This is a genomic window from Undibacterium sp. GrIS 1.2 (genome assembly GCF_040544435.1).
Classification (GTDB): Bacteria; Pseudomonadota; Gammaproteobacteria; order Burkholderiales; family Burkholderiaceae_D; genus Undibacterium.
Genome location: NZ_JBEONP010000001.1, coordinates 199,762 through 219,244 on the forward strand (window position 1 = coordinate 199,762; position 19,483 = coordinate 219,244).

Annotated in this window: 12 protein-coding genes; 6 read left to right on the forward strand and 6 right to left on the reverse strand. The window is 47.3% G+C overall.

Annotated elements, in window-relative coordinates; genetic code table 11:
* Positions 1–19 precede the first annotated feature (19 nt).
* Entirely contained in the window at positions 20–1,303 is a 1,284-nt protein-coding gene (locus AAKU61_RS00855) for an extracellular catalytic domain type 1 short-chain-length polyhydroxyalkanoate depolymerase (RefSeq protein WP_354328842.1), read from the forward strand.
* A gap of 219 nt (positions 1,304–1,522) precedes the next feature.
* Here AAKU61_RS00855 and AAKU61_RS00860 read toward each other — a convergent pair whose 3' ends face one another.
* The 5 genes from AAKU61_RS00860 to AAKU61_RS00880 all read right to left on the reverse strand — a co-directional run bounded on the left by AAKU61_RS00860 (position 1,523) and on the right by AAKU61_RS00880 (position 11,382).
* Entirely contained in the window at positions 1,523–3,598 is a 2,076-nt protein-coding gene (locus tag AAKU61_RS00860) for an AI-2E family transporter (RefSeq protein ID WP_354328843.1), read from the reverse strand.
* A gap of 297 nt (positions 3,599–3,895) precedes the next feature.
* Positions 3,896–5,206, reverse strand: coding sequence for a glycosyltransferase (locus AAKU61_RS00865; protein ID WP_354328844.1), 1,311 nt, complete (start codon positions 5,204–5,206; stop codon positions 3,896–3,898).
* 280 nt (positions 5,207–5,486) lie between these two features.
* Positions 5,487–8,570, reverse strand: coding sequence for an efflux RND transporter permease subunit (locus tag AAKU61_RS00870; RefSeq protein ID WP_354328845.1), 3,084 nt, complete (start codon positions 8,568–8,570; stop codon positions 5,487–5,489).
* 11 nt (positions 8,571–8,581) lie between these two features.
* The gene (locus AAKU61_RS00875; protein WP_354328846.1) at positions 8,582–9,709 is read right to left on the reverse strand and encodes an efflux RND transporter periplasmic adaptor subunit; all 1,128 of its coding nucleotides are present in this window, start codon (positions 9,707–9,709) and stop codon (positions 8,582–8,584) included.
* A gap of 107 nt (positions 9,710–9,816) precedes the next feature.
* Positions 9,817–11,382, reverse strand: a complete 1,566-nt coding sequence (locus tag AAKU61_RS00880) for an efflux transporter outer membrane subunit (RefSeq protein WP_354328847.1) — start codon at positions 11,380–11,382, stop codon at positions 9,817–9,819.
* A gap of 399 nt (positions 11,383–11,781) precedes the next feature.
* On the opposite strand from AAKU61_RS00880, the gene AAKU61_RS00885 reads away from it, so the two are divergent.
* The 3 genes from AAKU61_RS00885 (at position 11,782) to AAKU61_RS00895 (ending at position 15,532) form a co-directional block, all read left to right on the forward strand.
* The gene (locus AAKU61_RS00885) at positions 11,782–12,471 is read left to right on the forward strand and encodes a response regulator (protein WP_354328848.1); all 690 of its coding nucleotides are present in this window, start codon (positions 11,782–11,784) and stop codon (positions 12,469–12,471) included.
* A 20-nt stretch (positions 12,472–12,491) separates the two neighbouring features.
* Complete coding sequence (locus AAKU61_RS00890; RefSeq protein WP_354328849.1) at positions 12,492–13,844, forward strand: ATP-binding protein; 1,353 nt, start codon at positions 12,492–12,494, stop codon at positions 13,842–13,844.
* A gap of 131 nt (positions 13,845–13,975) precedes the next feature.
* On the forward strand, positions 13,976–15,532 hold the full coding sequence (locus tag AAKU61_RS00895) for a Do family serine endopeptidase (protein WP_354328850.1): 1,557 nt from the start codon (positions 13,976–13,978) through the stop codon (positions 15,530–15,532).
* Between the two features lie 441 nt (positions 15,533–15,973).
* On the opposite strand, the gene AAKU61_RS00900 is transcribed toward AAKU61_RS00895, so the two are convergent.
* Entirely contained in the window at positions 15,974–16,642 is a 669-nt protein-coding gene (locus AAKU61_RS00900; protein WP_354328851.1) for an energy transducer TonB, read from the reverse strand.
* Positions 16,643–16,973: 331 nt separating this feature from the next.
* Between AAKU61_RS00900 and AAKU61_RS00905 the strand changes: the two genes are divergently transcribed.
* Together AAKU61_RS00905 and AAKU61_RS00910 are read left to right on the forward strand one after the other, a co-directional pair.
* Positions 16,974–17,624 carry a response regulator transcription factor gene (locus AAKU61_RS00905; protein WP_354328852.1) on the forward strand — a complete coding sequence of 217 codons (651 nt, stop codon included), beginning with the start codon at positions 16,974–16,976 and terminating at the stop codon, positions 17,622–17,624.
* 61 nt (positions 17,625–17,685) lie between these two features.
* Positions 17,686–19,425 (forward strand): ATP-binding protein, encoded by a 1,740-nt coding sequence (locus AAKU61_RS00910; protein ID WP_354328853.1) that lies wholly within the window; start codon positions 17,686–17,688, stop codon positions 19,423–19,425.
* The last annotated feature ends 58 nt before the right edge of the window (positions 19,426–19,483 follow it).

Consider the following 19,483-nt stretch of genomic DNA (forward strand, 5'->3'; position numbering starts at 1 on the left):
AAATCAACAGAGAATTACCATGCGTAAAAACAAGAATTGGATTGCTCAATTAAAAACAATCACAACACTATTTCGCATCGCCAGCCCAAAGGGATTGAGTAAAATAATCATGCCCTTTAAACGTATTGTGCAGAAGCGAACTAAGAAATTATCGCCGTTCCAATTACCGACACTACCTACCATACCCCGAATACCCAAAACACCTGGCTTCAGTAACTTCGACATCAGTAAACCGGTCAAAAATTTACGTGAGAGTAATAGAATAAAAGTAGCCTCAACCTGGCCGTACAGCGAAGCGATGCCAACGGATCTTCCTGCCGAGGGAGAGTTTTTGACTAAGTCGTATGTTAAAGAAAGTCATGATCAGACACGGGGACAGGGTCAGACTCAAATTCACCCCCAGCTTGTGCCTCATATTCACTTTCATACTAAGTCGCGTCCCTCTCACACTTACAAAATTTATATTCCCAGTAACAGCAATGATCAGCCGCTACCACTATTGATCATGCTGCATGGCTGCACCCAAAATCCAGACGACTTTGCAACGGGTACTGCAATGAATTTACTGGCAGAGGAGCAGAAATTTATTGTCGCCTATCCGGCGCAAACTCAGTCTGCTAATGCGCAAAAATGCTGGAATTGGTTTAGGACCGACAACCAGTCACGCGGCAAAGGCGAGCCCTCCATTATCGCGGGAATTACTCAAGACATTATCCGTGACTACCCGGTAGATACGACGCGCGTGTATATCGCAGGCTTGTCTGCAGGCGGCGCAATGGCCGTTACTGTGGCAACACTTTATCCAGATATTTATGCCGCTGTTGGCGTCCATTCTGGATTGCCGTATGCATCGGCAAATAATGTTCCTTCTGCTTTATCCGCCATGCGCAATGGCAGCTCTCAGGCCAACTGCCAGCAACTAGATGAAGCAGCGCTGACGGCCATCCCGATGATTGTTTTTCACGGTGATCAGGATCACACAGTCAACGCCAGTAATGGTGAACACCTGATTCAACAAAATATCGCGGCCCAAAATATAGAAATCGATTCTGCGTCGCCTCAAAATATCTCAGTGCAAACAGGTAAAACTGATGGCGGTCATACCTACTCTACAACGTCTTATTACGATAGTGATGGCCACTCCGTAGCAGAACATTGGGTGATCCATGGCGCAGGTCATGCATGGTCGGGCGGCAATCCAGCTGGGAGTTATACCGATGCAAAAGGACCGGATGCATCGCGGGAAATGCTACGGTTTTTTTTGAGCCATCAATCTTTGCGACTAAGTCAGTACAAAAATTGAGTCTAAAAAGAACGCCCCTTAGCAATCACACTGCGCTGAGCATGTATTAATGATTGAGTCCATCATGCCCACAAACCAAGTCAATAATATAGAGGAATAAGAACATACTCCCCCTAAAATATATAAAAATCGCCGTTTTGACGAGCAAAAATATGGACAACAAAAAATACCCACCTGGAGTATTTATCCTACACAATAATCTACCTGCTATGAATGAAGCTAGCTGACGGTACTTGACACCGGCATCACCTCAAGGCAAGTTTGCAGCGTTTCCTGGTAAGACCTGACGATCTGATCTGCACCGGCAACTTGCTCCAAGACACCTTCGGTTTCATCAAACGGGTTAGCTAGCAAGACCGCTACGATTTTTACGTGGGGTAGTTGACTGCGTAATTTAGTGGCAGCGGATTCCAGATGTTGATGGCCTTTGATCGGATCAGTGCTGACGAAACAGACCATAGAAATGATGTCCGGGGTGGAATCCGGTGGCGGCGGCAATTCAAATTCCTCAATAGAGAAATGACGTGCGTCAATATGCTGCGCACGCAGAACTCTGACCAATATTTCTGCCGCCAGTACATCGGTATTGCTTAATCCTATGCTCAGCAAGATCGATCCGGCGGGCGCATTGATCGGCCCTTGCCACTGCCCGATCATCCGTTCGCGCTGGCTACGCAATTGCAGTCCTAGGCTAATTCCTTCTAATAAGGAATTGCGGGAATAATGCTTCCACCATTTTCGGTTCTCGCCCAACTCCTGGATCACGGACACAATGGCGTTACTGACTTTGACTTGCTCGACCTTGGTAATCGCTCTGTCAGTAAAATCCATTTTCGCTAAATGCAAGGCTGGGCCTAACACCGTGTCGCAGTAGGCGCTAAACGATTTGCGCTTTAAGAAGCGACGGGCGTTGGCGATGATTTCTTGTGCATCACCCGCTAAGGCGCGCTGGTAAAAATTTTCTGGCATGGTGAGTGCTGGTATCTCGCCCAACAATACTTCTAAAAAATTCAGCGAGCTGATATAGCGCCCGGCGACCACCATACAAAGCGTCAGCGGCGTGGATAACATTAAACCTACCGGACCCCATAACCAGCTCCAGAAAATCGCCGCGATCACGACAGACAATGGCGACAATCCGGTGGTGTGTCCGTACAGATGCGGCTCTATCAATTGGGAAATCACCAGCTCCACTACAAAAAACAGACTGATGGTCATCAGCGCCAGCGACCATCCTGGCGCGATTGCAGCGGCCAGCAAGGTCGCGCACACCGCAGCAATCCAAATGCCGACATACGGGATAAACCGCAAAATAGCGGCCATCGCACCCCATAGCAGGGCTTGCGAAAGTCCGATGACGCTCAGCCCTAACCAGATCAGCAAACCCACCGCAATATTCACCCCAAACTGGGATAAGAAAAAACGAGAAAGCCGTTCGCCAGCATCATTGACTGCAATGGTGGTCTCGCGCAAATCATGCTTGCCGATGAGCCGGATAAAACGATCCCGCAGGGCTTCGTGCTCAAGTAAGACGAATATCAGGACAACAAAGACAATACCGGTCGTTTCGATTGGTCCCCATATTGAGTTAAATATTTTTTCTATTAGCTGGAAGGGCTTTAAGGGTGGCGGGCGGACTTCGACCGGTATCGGCGCAATGCTCTTAGTGGCGGTAGTCGTTTCTCCCGCATTTGTTCCAGCATTTGTTCCAGCATTCAGCCCAGTATTAGGCCCAGTATTCAGCCCAGTACTGACTGCACTACTAGCCACGGCGCTTGCTGCAGTATTGGCGGAACCACCTGCGGTGCTGTTTGCAGCCCTGTTGCTGCTGTGCTTAGGATTACTAGCGACCTTAGTCGGGGTCTCTGCCAGAGCCACACTCTCTGGCGCGCTGCTAACTGGTTTTGAATAGTCCGATAAACCATCCATCACCCGGTCTGCCTGTCCGGTCAGTGCGTTCAGTTTGCCCAGCGTTAACTGATCCAGTGCGCGGAGTTTGCCACGGATGGTCTCTTCATATTTTGGCAGGCTGGCACCCATTTGTATCACCTGCACGCCAATCAAAATACACAAAGTACTCAGCGCCAGCGTGAGCGTGACGACCGACACAATCACAGACGCCGCATGCCCAAAACCAATGTGTCGCATACGCCGGATAAGAGGCGCAATCAACAAACTTAAAATCACAGCTAAGGTAATCGGGATCAGAAACTCTCTGCCAAAATAGAGCATACCAAGCACAGTCGCCGCACCAACGAGTTTGGCTAACTTGTCCGGCGATGTTTTGGGGTTCATGAAATTAAGCAAGGTAGTTCCTGTCGGTGATCTGAATTAATGATCCAAATATGTGAACAAATTAAGCGAGGTAGGTACCCGAAAGATTGTACATGGCGATTCGCAAAAAATACGCGCTCAATGATTCTTTTGAGCAAAGATATAGCGATATAAATCGTGTTGGACGATTACAAATATCTAAGGACACAAACATATACTCCCCATAAATATTTATAAATATGCCCTATTGACCAATAATTTTATGGACAACCTACATATACAGATAAGGAGTATATTCATTCGCCTTAAATTACTCGTCTAAGATTCAGTGACCAAACCGCTTGTAGAAGATGGCCGACTGATACAAGCCTCCAGCAATTTAACGGCCACGTCCACACCATTCTCCTGCGCCATTGCCTGAGCAATTACCGCTGCGCGGTTTGCCATATCTGGCGATGCCAACACCTTGGCGATAGAGGCTGACAGACGCTTTGCAGAAAGTCGCTTACGGATCAACTTTGGTCCGGCGACACCAAGTCGTTGTAGCTCTGCGCCCCAAAAAAATTGATCGGCGATATGAGCAACTACCACTGACGGTCGCCCTGCGCGCAGGCTAGCCTGCGTGGTTCCAGAGCCGCCGTGATGGACGATCAAAGCGCAGCGCGGGAAGATCGTTTGATGAGTAGAACGCTGTACCTTAAAGACATTTTCATTGCAATCAAACACCGACAAATCGTCCCAAGGCAGTTGGAATATAGCGCGGCAACCGACACGCTTAACCGCCTCATTCCAAAGCGCCATGGTCTGTTGGATGTAATTCAAATGATGAATCATCATGCTGCCAAAGCAGAAATAAACAGGTGGGTTTCCAGCAGCAATAAATTCTTCCAGCCCGGCCGGTGACGCAGCTTGCGGTAAACCTTTTGGTAAGTTGAGGAAGCCGCAAACGCTATGCATGCCCTCCCAATCCGGTGGCACATGAAAAATGCTGGGGCTGACCGCAATCAGATTCAATCGCTCAAATACCCAGCTTTGTTGGATGACATCGGTATTGGGAATCAGGTTTTCTCTCAGCCTGAGCGCATTCACTCGCGGCAAAAAAATATGATTCAGAATAACGCGCACTATTCTCCATGCAAAGGGATAACTCCAAGCCCCAAAGTCAGGGAACCCTCCCGGGCACAGATGTGATGATGGCTGCAAACTATGGACAAGATTGATCGTCACAATTGGTGTCGCTGATTTCTCCGCAGCGGCTCGTAAGGGATGCAAGAAAAAATGTCCCACCACCAAATCATTATTGGCACATAGCTCTTTTGCTGCAGCAAACATCTGCTCCATCACCGGATCAAATCCAAAACTCAGGATCATCTCGGTTTGCGTGATCAGATTGCGCGTACCAATCATTTTTCGCCAAAGCTGCTCCATCACTTCTGGCGACATTTCCTTAGTATTGAGAACATTGATCAGCGTAAATCCGAACTGCTCAGAGTACTTGCTGTAATCTCGCCCCTCATTATCAGTCACCAGCAAAGTCACAACATGCCCAGCCTGCACTAAGCCTGCCGCCAATGCGATAAATGGCTGAACATCGCCTTCACTACCCCATGTTTGTAAACCGATTTTCAATTGAGCGTCCGCTTTAAATTAAATCTGATTAATTGTTGTCAGGCACAAAACTAATACTAATCAGCTTATAGAAATCTAAGTGATGTAATAAAAAACCCACCTTGATTAAAAGGTGGGTTTTGCTTTACTTTCGTTCTTCGTGTCGCTATTGCTTTCGCTATTAATTGGCCTTTTTGCTTCGTTCTTTTTGACATCTGCTTAACTAGACAATTAACTGCAAAATTAACTACACAATTAAATGCACAAATATCAGATAAAACTAGCAGAGCAAACCCATTAGTTACACCAATTTTGGTACTGTATTGTCGTCGCGGTGGCTAGCATCCACTGGCTCGGCAGGCGTCTCAGCAACATGTTTTCCTGAGATCGCCAGATACATTGCAGGCACCACAAACAAGGTGAACAGTGTGCCGATGGAGAGTCCGGTAAAAATCACCAGACCCATCGCATGACGACCTGCTGCGCCTGCGCCGGACGCGATTACCAGAGGTAATACGCCGAACACCATCGCTGCTGTCGTCATCAGAATCGGGCGCAGACGTTCGCCTGCAGCTTCTTCAATCGCGTCACGTTTACTCAAGCCTTTTTTACGTAACTGATTCGCAAATTCAACGATCAAGATACCGTGCTTACTAATTAGTCCCATCAATGTGACCAAGCCAACTTGAGTATAAATATTGACCGACGAGAAGCCCCAGAAGATGAAAATCATCGCGCCAAATAAAGCTAACGGCACCGAGATCAAAATCACGACTGGATCGCGGAAGCTTTCAAACTGTGCTGCTAATGCGAGGAAAACGATAATTACCGCAAACGCCATCGTCACAAGAAATCCGCCTGATTCGCTCTTGAACTGACGCGATTGGCCAGCGTAATCTACAGTATAGCCAGCCGGTGCGATCTCTTTGACTAAGCCACTCAGATAAGTCAATGCCTCATCTTGCGATACGCCTGCCACACCAGAGATGGTTGCCGAGTTTAATTGCTGAAAACGGTTAATCGCCTCTGGTACGATGCTGGTGGTAATGTGTGCGACAGTACTTGCCGGGATCATGCTACCGGTTGGTGTACGGATATAAAAATCAAGCAAATTGTCTGGATTTAACCGGTCCACCTGCTGCACCTGCGGTATCACTTTATACGAGCGGCCGGCAATGGAGAAGTAATTTACATAACCACCACCTAAGGCCGCGCCCAATGCCTGTCCGACATCTTGCTGCGTCATTCCTAGCGCAGTAATTTTGTCGCGATCAACTTCCAAGGTGGCTTGCGGCTTATCCAGTTTTAAATCCACGTCCATGAAGTAAAACTTACCGGAGGTACGAGCTTTATCCATCACTTGCTGAGCAACTGAGTTTAAGTTCTCAAAAGGCTCGGTCGTCGTGATCAAAAACTGAATCGGCAAACCGGATGAACCTGGCAATGCTGGAAATTGGAAGGCTGCGATTCTGGCACCGGCAATCTTGTTCCACTTTGCCTGCAGGTCTTGCTGGATTTGCTTGGCACTGCGACCGCGCGCGCTCCAGTCCTTAAGCAAGACACCACCAATACCTGCATTAGTCGTTGGCACACCCGTGATCTGGAACATCTGCTTATATTCCGGCATGTCATGCGCGACTTTAAATACCTGATCAGCATAGGTTTGCATCTGATCGGATGTAGCCGTTGGCGCACCGACGACTTGTGACAAGACAATACCCTGATCTTCTTCCGGCGCCAGTTCAGACTGCGACATCTTAAACATCAAGCCCAGGCATAAAATCAGAATCACGCTCATCACAATCAGCACAGGCCAAGTATTCAACAAGCTATGCAAAATACGTAAATATCGGCCGCGGACTCTTTCAAAATTGTGGTCAATCAATTTTGCGAATCGACCGTTGGTTTGCTCCATCTTGAAGAAGCGGGAGCACATCATTGGTGATAGCGTCAACGCCACCACACCGGACATGGCAACCGCGCCCGCCAAGGTAAAGGCAAACTCAGTAAACAAAGCACCAGTTAATCCACCCTGGAAACCGATAGGCACATACACTGCAATCAGTACCACGGTCATGGCTAAAATCGGAGAAGCTAATTCACGCGCAGCAAGTAGCGATGAGTCCATGATGGACTTACCTTCTTTCATGTGCCGATCAACGTTTTCAACCACAATAATCGCATCATCGACTACCAGGCCAATCGCCAGCACCAGCGCGAGTAAGGTCAGTAAATTGATGGAGTAGCCAAACATCAGCATCACAAAGAAAGTACCGATCAGTGACAGCGGCATCGCAATCACAGGCACCATCACCGCGCGGAAACTACCGAGGAACAAGTAGATTACTACCGTCACAATTAACAGCGCTTCTAACAACGTTTTGACTACTTCTTCTATCGAGGTGTTAATGAACTCGGTGGAGTCATACACGATTTGCCCGGTAAGGCCGGATGGAAGTTGCGATTGCACTCCCGGGAAGGCGGTACGAACGCGTTTTGCGACATCAAGGATGTTAGCTTCCGGCGCTACCTTGATACCGATAAATACCGAACGTACACCACTAAACGCGACGTTAAAGTCATAATTTTCTGACCCTAAAGTGACGGTAGCGACATCCTCCAGACGGACAATTGCGCCATTATTTTGCTTGATTGCTAGCTTTTTAAATTCTTCCACTGAGTGTAAATCCGTACCGGCGGTTAAAGGCACTGTCACCATCTGACCTTTGGATGCACCTAATGCGGTCAGATAATTATTGGAGGCTAAGGCAGTACTGACATCGGCAGCAGTAACGCTGAATGCCGCCATTTTTTGTGCGTCCAGCCAGGCACGCAGGGCAAATTGGCGGGCACCTAACAGCTCTGCAGTTTGTACGCCTTCAATCGAATCTAACTTTGGTTTAACAACGCGTATCAAAAAATCGGTCACGTTATTAGTTGGCAAGGTATCGCTATAAAAGCCCATGTACATCGCATCAGTCGTCTGACCAGTTTGCACGGTCAAGACTGGTTGCTGTGCTTGTGCAGGTAACTGGTTTTTAACCGAATTAACCTGGGTGCTGATTTCAGTCAAAGCCCGGTTTGCATCGTAGTTAAGACGCAAGGTTGCGGTAATTGTTGATACGCCGCTGGAACTGGAGGAGGATAGATAATCAATTCCCTGCGCCTGCGCAATAGCGGACTCTAATGGCTGCGTAATAAAGCCAGCGATGGTCTGTGCGTCAGCACCAAAGTATGTCGTCGAGATCGTGACGACTGCATTCTGAGTATGCGGATATTGGTTGACGGGTAAGCTAAACAAGGACCGCATACCGAGTACTACAATCAGCAAACTCACGACGATGGCGAGTACCGGACGCTTGATAAAAATGTCGGTAAATTTCATCTTGACTCCTCTTAGTGTTCTTGCGGAGTTGGATTAGGACTATTCTTTGGCTGCACGGAATTATCGATCAGCACTGGCGTACCATTCTTCAATTTAAGCTGTCCGCTGGTGACGACCATTTGTCCGACTTCTATCCCTTTTAATACAGCGACCTGATCACCACGAGTAGCGCCGGTCGTCACGAATACTTGTTGGGCGACTTTAGCGACCTCACCTTTTTCATCTTTTTTGTCGCTGTCTTTAATTACAAATACAGTGGAGCCGTAAGGATTGTAGGTAATCGCTGTTTGCGGCAACGTGATAAATTTATTTTTGTCGCCGACATCAATTGCCACATTGCCGAACATACCCGGCAAGAGAAATTGTTTTTGATTATTCAAGGTTGCTTCTACCTGAACATTACGGGTTGCTACATCGATTTTTGGATTGATAGAAGAGATTTGTCCCTGGAAATCCTGACCTGGAAAAGCATCACTCAAGAGCTTAAGACTTTGCCCAACTTTCAGCGAGGCGATTTGTTTTTGCGGCACAAAGAAGTCCACAAAAATAGGATCAATCGTCTGCAAGCTGACTAACTTGTCACCCGGATTAACGAACTGACCCGGATTTACAGTGCTGATCCCCAAGCGACCTGCGAATGGTGCGCGAATAGTTTTTTTCTCGACGTTGGCGGCTTGTTGGGCGACCAAAGCGCGTTTACTTTTTAAGTCGGCCATATCAGAATCAACTTGTGCCTGACTAACACCCTCTGCTGCCAGTTGCGCCTGATCGCGCTTGAGGACAGTGGCAGATAATTCTGCTGAGGCTTCCAGAGAGCGCAGTTGTGCAATATCGGAATCTGCGTTGAGCTGTATCAAGATATCGTTATGCTTTACATTTTGACCGGACTTAAATTTTACGTCGCGTACCAGACCAGCGATTTCGGAACTGATGTCCACACCACGATAAGCTGTGACTGTTCCGACGGAAGAAATCTGCGGCTGCCACTCTAAGGTTTCTGCTTTTATGGCGCTCACGGTTTGCGCGCCCGCCTTAGGTGCACTGGCAATTAATTGTTTAATTTGTAGATACTTGCCAAACGCCAGACCGACGATCAACAACACCACACAGCCGAGCATGATAAACATACGCTTTGTCATGAATACTTCCCCTTTAATATACTAATCCGGTCACGAATACGATTAAGAAGCGTGACTCAATTCATATCACTTCAATACATCTCATTAAAATTCGAGAACTACAAGATTTATTCTGTGCTTGCCGCTTTATTGTCGGTAATAGCGGCACCGGTAGCGCTGGAAATATCCGTCAACGCCGGACGATTCCACCAGCCTCCACCCATAGACTGAAATAAAGCCGCCGTATCCGCATACCGGTTTGCCTGTGCCTGAATCAGACTGACACGCGCTGTTTGATAAGTTCGCTTGGCATCGAGCAAGGTCAGAGAACTAACGCTACCCAATTTGTACTGTTTGGTCGTCAAGTCCAAGGTTTCTTTGGCGATGGATTCAACATCTGCTTGCTGCTTTAAAGTTTGCGCATCGAACTCTAAAGCGCGCAAACTATCCGCCACATTTTGGAAAGCCGATAACACCGTAGACCGATATTGTGCGGCCGCCTGGTCGTAAGATGCCACTGCGGCACGACGCTTAGCTGAGAGGGAGCCGGCATTAAAAATCGGTGCCGTCAGACCGCCAGCCAGACTCCAGAAACTCATATTTTCGCTGAACAGATTATTGGTTTTAGTCGATGCAAAACCATAACTACCAGTGAGAGAAAATTGTGGATACTGATTGGCCGTTGCAACACCGATTTGGGCGCTGGCTTGATGTAATAAGCTTTCAGCTGCGCGAATATCTGGACGTTGGCGCACCAATGCGGAGGGAATAGATACCGGTAACTCTTGCGGCAATTGCAATGCGTCCAGATTGAATTCAGGCAAGCCCGGATCACTAGGTAAGCGCCCCGCATACACCGCCAATTGATTCCGCGTTTGCTCTAAGGATTTTTGCAGGCCAGGCAAACTGGCACGCGTCTGAGCAACTAGATTACGCTGAGACAAAAACGACGCTTTGGCGATCGCACCGACTTTAAATTGCTGCTCAATCACTTCCAGCTGCCTGGACTGCGCATCGAGTATCTCTTGCGTCGCTTGTAACTGCGCCCGATAAGACGCTTCGCGTATCGCGGTGGTGACCAGATTGGATGTCAGTGTCAGATACGCTGCCTCGACCTCATAACGCTGATAATCAATACCTGCTTGCAGACCTTCTAGTCCGCGCTTATTCGCACCAAATACGTCCACTGTATAGGACACGTTGACGGAGGCATTGTATAAATTAAATATGGTGCCGCCCGGAATGCCTGTAGATACCGCCGAGGCATGTTCGCGCTCACCATTGAGGCTACCAGTCACAGTAGGAAATTGGCTTGATCCATACTGGGCATTGTAGTTCTCTTGTGCTTGTCGCAATGCCGCCTGGGCAGATGCCAGCGAGGGGCTCTTTGTTAAAGCGTCGCGGATTAATTTGTCCAGTGCTTCAGAGCGGAATACTTGCCACCAGGCTGCTGGAATATCCTGCCCGCTCACCAAGGTTTGTGACGTCCCTGCATTACCTGCCGATGTCTCGGTCTGGCTAGCTGTGGGCGATGGGGTATACGAATAATTCTCTGATTTGACCGGGGCTGGTGGCGCAGTAAAGTTGGGGCCAACTGCGCATCCGCTGATGAGTAAGCTGAGAGCGATGGTTCCGCCAGCGCCACGAGCCAATGATTGCAGAGAAACCTGTTTGCAGATCCTTGTTTTTTTCAATTTCCACACTCCCGAATACGCGAATAGTTTGGCAATAATATTACTGACTTTATAGTCATCTACAGATATTACCTGATTATTTGATAAGTGTTTTGGATAATTAGTAAAGTTAGGTAAATATTAGCAGTGTGACTAAAGTAGGTAAAAATAACCTCAAATAGTTTAAATCATCAGTTCATCATTCATAGCTATATTAATGAAAAAAATGCGGTAAGGTAGCAGCGAGCTGACGATAAGTTAATGACGACTAATCTATGTGCTTATACGAAGCGAAATATATACTCCTATATGTATATAAAATTAGTCCATATATTAAATGGACAATAAGCCATATTTATTTAAAATAATAGGGAGTATATTAAAATTAATCTTATTACCCCTATCAGCGGAGTGAAATAAATGCGGATTTTATTGGTAGAAGATGATCAGATGATAGGCGAGGCCATCAGAACCTCTTTGCGTCAGCTTGAGTACGTCGTTGATTGGGTGCGGGACGGTGGCTTGGCGGATTCTGTTTTACAGACTGAGCATTTTGATCTGGTGTTGCTGGATTTAGGCTTGCCAGGCAAAGATGGAATTGAGGTGGTGCGTAGCTTACGCCTGCGCAAGGTGAGCATACCGGTCATCATCATCACTGCCCGCGATGGACTGGAGGATAGGATTAAGGGATTGGATGCGGGCGCTGATGATTATGTGATTAAACCTTTTGCGATTGAAGAACTGGCAGCGCGTCTGCGCTCTGCCCTGCGGCGCAGCTCGGGGCAAACTGAGCCTGCGATCCAGATCGGCGACGTGATAATTAATCCTACGACACACGAAGTCAAACGTCATGATGTGGCGGTATCTTTGTCAGCCCGTGAATACGCAATGATCGAGGCTTTGTTGCTGCGACCCGGTGCAATTTTGTCTCGTGCGCAGTTAGAGGAGCGCATGTACGGCTGGGGTGAGGAGGTTGAAAGTAATACGGTCGAAGTGTATATCCATTCGGTACGGCGCAAACTCGGCACCAGCTTTATTCAGAATGTACGCGGGGTTGGTTACTTTATTCCTAAGCCGACATCAACTACAACATCAAGTCCTACGACGTAACAACAACGCACAGTTTCTCGATGAAAATTACTTCAATACGCGCAAAATTATCGGTCTTTTTGATCGCTGCAGCCATACTCACAGCAATGCTAATAGGTTTGATCACTTATCGGCACACACTAAAAGAAAATGAAGATTTGCTGGATTACCAGTTGCGTCAGATTGCTTTATCGTTACGCGACCAGGGCGTTGTTGCCGACCCGTCGTATTACCAGCAAGGGGACGCTTTAGACGTCGTAATACAGATCTGGAATAGCAATGGCAGCATGCTGTATTTATCGGTACCGGGCGCACCTTTATTTGATCGCGCAACATTAGGCTTTACCGACGTGGATGTGCCGCCCAATGTAAGTTTGAACACCTATCCAAAACGCTGGCGGGTATTTAGCGTTGCTACCAGAGACAGGATTATTCAAGTCGCACAACCGCTGGATCTGCGCAGCGACCTCGCCGCAACAGCAGCACTGCGCAGCCTGACGCCGCTACTGGCATTTGTGCCGCTGATGGCGCTATTAATCTGGTGGACCGTAGGCAATTCTTTATTACCCTTGCAGCGAGTTGCTAAGGAGGTAGAACAACGCGATGCCCGAAGTCTGGAACAAGTAGCGGAGACCGATTTACCGAACGAAGTGGTACCGCTGATCACGGCCCTCAACTCACTACTGGCGAGGTTGCAGCAAGCATTCTCTAGCCAGCGCGCATTTGTGGCCGATGCAGCGCATGAGTTACGCTCGCCACTGACGGCACTCAAACTGCAATTACAATTATTGGGCAATGCGCCGGATGATGCCGCAAAAAAGCAAGCCTTGGACCAACTCAACCAAGGGGTAGATCGATCTAGCCATTTAATAGAACAACTATTGATTGCAGCACAAACCGACCCGGCGGACACGCAAATCCAATTGCAAGCCAACGCGCCATCGACCAATATCGCAGAGCTGACGCGACAAACAATTGCCGATCTTTTCCCGATTGCGCAATCGCGGGAATTACAGCTTGAGTTAGCTGCACCAGAACAATTGCTGATCCCTGTTGACGCCGCACGTTTAAGCATCCTGATCCGCAACCTGATCGACAACGCCATCCGCTACACGCCGAACGGCGGGCAAGTACACACCAGCGTGATTGATCAAGGACCGCAAGTTGAATTATTGGTAGAAGATTCCGGCCCCGGGATCGCGCCATCCGATCGTGAGCGGGTTTTCAGCCGGTTTTATCGTCTGAATAATCACCCAAGCCAACAAACGGGCAGCGGCTTGGGATTATCGATTGTGAAGAATATTGCAGACCAATATGGTGCCCGGATTACGTTAGATAGTTCGGCTTTAGGTGGTCTGAAAGTCAGCGTCATTTTTCAAATTATTTCAAATTAGTTCAAGCTAAAGTGATGGTTATTTCGTCTTAAGTCTAATTTAAGTTTGTTCTTTTATTCTGCAGATGTCCCCACATTTTTAGGGCAATTTCCTTGCACTGATTTGTACAGACCTGCTGAATAGGAGCAAACATGAAAGCTAAAGAAATTACCATCGCACTGGTCGCCGCTGGAGTCTTATCTGTTGGCACCGCTAACGCATTCAACTGGAATGCATCTGACTGGTTTCATAAAAAAACGAGTACGGCACAAGCAGATACGCCGACAACAATCGCCGGTTCGGCAATGTCTTCATCCCAGGCAAACACAGCGCAAAATACGCCGTCAGGCACAAGCGCCACCGCGCCTATCGGCCCCATCACTGCGCCCAATTATCGCGCCATTGTTGAGCGTTACGGTTCCGCCGTTGTGGGTATCAATACCGAGGCGATGCATAAAACCAGTATGGAAGATTCGGACGGCGCATCGAGTGATCCGTTCTTTCAGTTCTTCCGGGGTTTGCCCGGTATGCAGGGTATGCCAGGTTTTAACGGTCAAGGTCGTATGCAACCGCATGACGTCCCTGTGCGTGGACAAGGTTCAGGATTTATTTTAAGCAAAGACGGTTTAATTCTGACCAACGCGCATGTCGTCAATGACGCTGATGAAGTCACGGTCAAATTAAGTGATCGTAGGGAATACAAAGCCAAAGTATTAGGCAGCGATAAAGCGACCGATATCGCAGTATTAAAAATCGATGCTAATAATTTGCCAGTAGTCAGTCTTGGCGATACCAAACAACTTGGCGTTGGTGACTATGTTCTGGCCATCGGCTCCCCTTTCGGTTTTGAACAAAGCGCGACTGCTGGCATCGTCAGCGCAAAAAGTCGCTCATTGCCAGGCGACGGTTATGTGCCATTTATCCAGACCGACGTAGCAGTCAATCCCGGCAATTCTGGTGGTCCCTTGTTTGATGCTAGTGGCAATGTGGTTGGCATCAATTCACAAATTTATAGCCAGACCGGCGGCTACCAAGGCGTTTCATTTGCGATCCCGATTGAGGTTGCTTTAAACGTCAGCAACCAGATCGTCAAGAGCGGCAAAGTAGTCCATGCCAGACTAGGGGTAACGATACAAGAGCTGAATCAAACTCTGGCCGAGTCTTTTAAATTGAAACAACCAGACGGTGCCCTTGTGGCCAATATTGCACCCGATAGTGCAGCGGCCAGAGCCGGACTAGAGCCTGGTGATGTGATCCTTAAATATAACGATCAGATCATTAAGCGATCCGGTGATTTACCTGCACTGGTTGGCATTGGCAAACCCGGCGATAAAGCGACGCTGCAAGTCTGGCGCGCTGGCAAGGCGATCGAACTATTAGCCATGCTGGATACCGCAAAAGATGTAGCAATGAATGAAGATGCATCCCCAAGAAACCAAAATAAAGGCAGACTAGGTGTTTCGGTTCGCCCATTAACCTCCGATGAAATTCGGCAAGCAGGATTGCCGTCTGGTTTAGTGGTAGAGCAAGTAGGCGGTGCCGCCGCCCGGGCTGGGATCGAGGCTGGTGATGTGATTATTGCTGTCAACGGCGCCAACGTAAAATCAGTAACGCAACTTCAGTCACTGGTAGCTAAAGAAAATAAGCAGTTGGCATTGCTGATACAACGAGGCGACGCGAAGATATTTGTGCCTGTGAACTTGGGTTAAAAAGAAGTTGAAAAAGAGTGAGCGTAACTCAAGAAATACATCAACTGTTTGCTCAATAAAAAAATGTCCTTGTGATATTGCAAGGGCATTTTTTATTTTGCCAGACTTATTGTCGAGATCTATTTATCACGACTAATTTATCAAGACTTACGCAGAATTCTCCGCCTGATAATCGTATCAAAGTCCTGTCACTCAGTATGGATCGGGGAAATATAAGCGAGCTGATTCTTCTTTATTCAGTTAAATTTACTCCAAATGACATCGTTATAATTTACGGACTATTAATATACTCCCTGCTTTTTATCTAAAAAACCCTTTCTTGTCCAATGATTCTATGGACAACTTAAATATACTGTTGGCAGTATATTTAAATCAAATATCAAAATAGATAATTACGCCTTGTACCAAGACCTAATTAACTAACTTCATTAATTAACTTCATTAACTATCCAGACTCCACACATATTGCATCTTGGCCCAAGTCTTTTGCGGCTGGCCGTTGATGCTTGCTGGTTTAAATTTGCATAAGCTCAGACCCGCCACGGCTGCCTGATCTAGTTCTCTGTGTCCGCTGGATTTCTCAATTTTTGAATCCGCGACCTTACCATCCAAGCCAACCAGCAATGCCAGCGTGACGGTGCCGGTGTATTCGTTACGTAAAGCGGTGCGCGGATATTCTGGCTTTTCACAAGATTTAGCGTCCACTACCGCGGCGACCGTGACTGCTGCTGGCATGCTGTCAGAGCTATTGGCGCTGCCCTGCTCTGTATTGCCGCGATTGATTGCACCGGCTGGAGGATAATCAGCCACTCTTTCTGCAACGATGAGTGCATCGGACTGGACATGGATGTCTGGCGGTGTAATCAATGGGATCACCGGATTCCGCATTTGTGTTGTCTGAGGGTGGATTACTGGCGGTATTAAAGGCTCTACAGGCTTGGGCGGTTCTATTACCGGCGCCACATACACCACATCCGGCGTTGGGAAAAATACTAGGCTTGCTGGCTTTAAGCCATATACTAGGCCAGCGACGATCGCCACATGCAGAGTAACGACGATTAACCCGGACATGGACGTCTGTTTTTTGTTTGCATCAAGTGTGAAGTTCATATTGCGCCTCTTCTATTGTCTAGATTTGCTATGAAAGAGTAATAAATTAACTCTCACACGGCAAATATATATACCAAACAAAGAAATATCAACCACTTTAGGAAGAAATTATTTCTCCACAATAGAAATATTGATTCTATAAACAAGTAATATTTAGAACATACCTTAGCAAAAATAGTTAAAAACTCCCTTTTTGGCTTATTAATACGCTGATTACAATGCAATTTTGCTCATACCGATGATTTTAGACTCGTGCTAACATACCAAGCAGTAGAATAATTAACTCTCTCATCTAGCAATTTTTATTGAATAAACTATGATTGAACCTGCTATGAAACAAGAAGCTACAAGCATCCGTGTAGTCTTAGCCGACGATCATCCTATCGTCATGACTGGATTTGCGATGTCGCTGCAAGGTCAGGGTATTGAGGTCGTTGCTCAGGCAAAAACACCCGCAGAGGCGATACAGCAATTTGGCGATTTGCAACCCGACGTGCTGATACTGGATATTCGTTTTGGCGAGCACTTATCTGGCTTTGATGTAGCAAAAACGATTTTGCAAAACACCGCTTCAGCGCAGATTATTTTTTTAAGCCAGTTTGATCAGGATAGCTTTATTAAAGAAGCCTACCGTTTGGGTGGCAAAGCCTTTGTCACCAAAGACTGCGACCCTGCCGATTTAGCACAGGCTGTGCGCAAAGCGCATGCTGGCGAATTATATTTTTTGCCGTCGATTGCGGAGCGGTTGGCAAATCTATCGGTCAGAGGTGATGTCTCGCCACAATCGATGCTGGACAGCCGCTCGCTGGATATTTTTACCCTGCTGGCAGAGGGATTAACTAATGCAGAGATCGCGGAAAAGTTAGATATTTCTACCAAAACTGTCAGCAACACTAGCCAGATTATTAAAGAAAAATTAGGTGTGCAACGCCAGGCAGAGATGACCAAGCTGGCGCTTAAGCATGGCTTAATTCAGGCATGAATTCGCCTTCAATGCCAGATCTGAATCCTGTTCAAATGCAAGTTCAATTTGGACGTACGCAATGCTAGGCTTTTTTTTAGGCTTTCTTACCAGACTCCAGAACAGATTTAGCAGTTGGAGCAAGGACTTACACAAAATTGTTCCAACAAGGCGCGGCGACGACGACAGTACAAAAGTACCGCTAGGAGATGTTACGCGGCTGGGGCGATTTTGTGTAAGTCCCTGGAATAACTGGAGCATACGCCAGCAATTATTGTTGACTACCTTGTTGCCAGTGACCTATCTATTTTGCATGCTGGTCTGGCATTCTTACTGGCTGCACTCGCACGAGGTAACGGCAGAGGTAGAGGAGCGTGGCAAGATTGTTGCCAAGGTGCTGGCCGAGAGTAGCGAATACGCACTGGCAACAGGCAAGCTATCGGAGTTGCGTTTATCGCTGGACGGTTTGGTGGAGTCAGAGCGCGGCATAGTTAGCATCGATATTTTAGATGCCAAAAAAAAAATCCTGCTCCACAGTCAACTCAATAGTCAACCTAATAGCCAACTCAGTAGCACGCTCAACAGTCAGCCTGTCGATAACAATCAAACCGAGCTTCGCACTTTTGATGTGCCTATTGAAAAGCGCTTGCTCTGGGTAAATGTGATCTCCGGCATTGATAACGCGCTGTTAAAGAATAATCAGAATAGCCCCAACAATAGCGACCACTCGGGTGCCAGCGCACAACTTGCAGGCTATGTCCATGTCGTCATGTCACCCAGTGATTTACAACGTAAACAACAACACCGGTTCGGTCTCGAACTGGCCGTAGCCGCCTTGGGCTTACTGGTCAGCGCCCTGCTGGCAGTGCATTTATCGCGCACCTTATCAACATCATTTAAAAGTTTTATTGAAGCCTGCCGTGACATTCGCAGGGGTCGCTATCCAGTCGATCTGGAAGTCAAAAATGGCGGCGAAATCGGCGAGCTGCAAGCATCCATTAAAGAAATGGCGACTAGCTTGCAGCAGTCAACTTATGAGCTAGAAAGCAAAGTCACCCAACGTACACACGAGTTAGAAAATTCGCGTAACGAGGCCTTAAAAGCCAACGCGGAGAAACGCAAGCTAATCCAAAAAGTCCACACCATTGTTGAAGAAGAACGTAAAAGTATCGCGCTGGAAGTACATGATGAATTAAATGCTGCCCTCATCGCAGCACGACTGCAATCACAAAGAATCGCCGATCTAGTGACGCAAATACCGGCGACTGTCCAAACCGATGAGATCAGACAACATGCCCTCTCCATCAACCAGATAGCACGTACTTTATATAATAATGGCCGCTCCTTAGTGCGTAGACTGCGACCAGAAGTGTTAGATATGCTGGGACTTGAGGGCGCAGTAACTGAGATGGTAAACAGCTACGACAGCACGCATACGACATGCACGTTTAGCTGTACAACCAAGGGTGATTTTTCTCATTTGGATAATGCGACAGCGATGTCGGCGTATCGGATTATTCAGGAAGCTTTATCCAACATCATCAAACATGCAGATGCCAGTGAGGCGCATGTTTTACTGCAACTAAATGCGCAAGAAAATAAGGTGTATCTGCAAATTTCTGACGATGGAAAAGGTTTTTCTGAAGATGAAGTCACTGCAGGCATAGGCCTAGTCGGTATGCGCGAACGTGTATTTGCGCTGGAGGGGGAGATTCAAATCAAATCCACCGCATCAACAAGATTAATAGCAACATCAGAAAAAAATACTGGGACAATTATTTCTATTTGGTTTGCGGCTGTATCGAAAAAACCTATTCCTTAATGCCGACAAACCCGCATAATTTTGCATAAGTCTTAAAGTAGTTATAGCCCACATCTCA

Bases quoted from the DNA above. Each gene is read 5' to 3' on its own strand.
- AAKU61_RS00870 (WP_354328845.1), bottom strand. From the start codon at position 8,570: ATGAAATTTACCGACATTTTTATCAAGCGTCCGGTACTCGCCATCGTC.
- AAKU61_RS00895 (WP_354328850.1), top strand. From the start codon at position 13,976: ATGAAAGCTAAAGAAATTACCATCGCACTGGTCGCCGCTGGAGTCTTA.
- AAKU61_RS00910 (WP_354328853.1), top strand. From the start codon at position 17,686: ATGCTAGGCTTTTTTTTAGGCTTTCTTACCAGACTCCAGAACAGATTT.
- AAKU61_RS00905 (WP_354328852.1), top strand. From the start codon at position 16,974: ATGAAACAAGAAGCTACAAGCATCCGTGTAGTCTTAGCCGACGATCAT.
- AAKU61_RS00855 (WP_354328842.1), top strand. From the start codon at position 20: ATGCGTAAAAACAAGAATTGGATTGCTCAATTAAAAACAATCACAACA.
- AAKU61_RS00890 (WP_354328849.1), top strand. From the start codon at position 12,492: ATGAAAATTACTTCAATACGCGCAAAATTATCGGTCTTTTTGATCGCT.
- AAKU61_RS00875 (WP_354328846.1), bottom strand. From the start codon at position 9,709: ATGACAAAGCGTATGTTTATCATGCTCGGCTGTGTGGTGTTGTTGATC.
- AAKU61_RS00900 (WP_354328851.1), bottom strand. From the start codon at position 16,642: ATGAACTTCACACTTGATGCAAACAAAAAACAGACGTCCATGTCCGGG.
- AAKU61_RS00860 (WP_354328843.1), bottom strand. From the start codon at position 3,598: ATGAACCCCAAAACATCGCCGGACAAGTTAGCCAAACTCGTTGGTGCG.
- AAKU61_RS00885 (WP_354328848.1), top strand. From the start codon at position 11,782: ATGCGGATTTTATTGGTAGAAGATGATCAGATGATAGGCGAGGCCATC.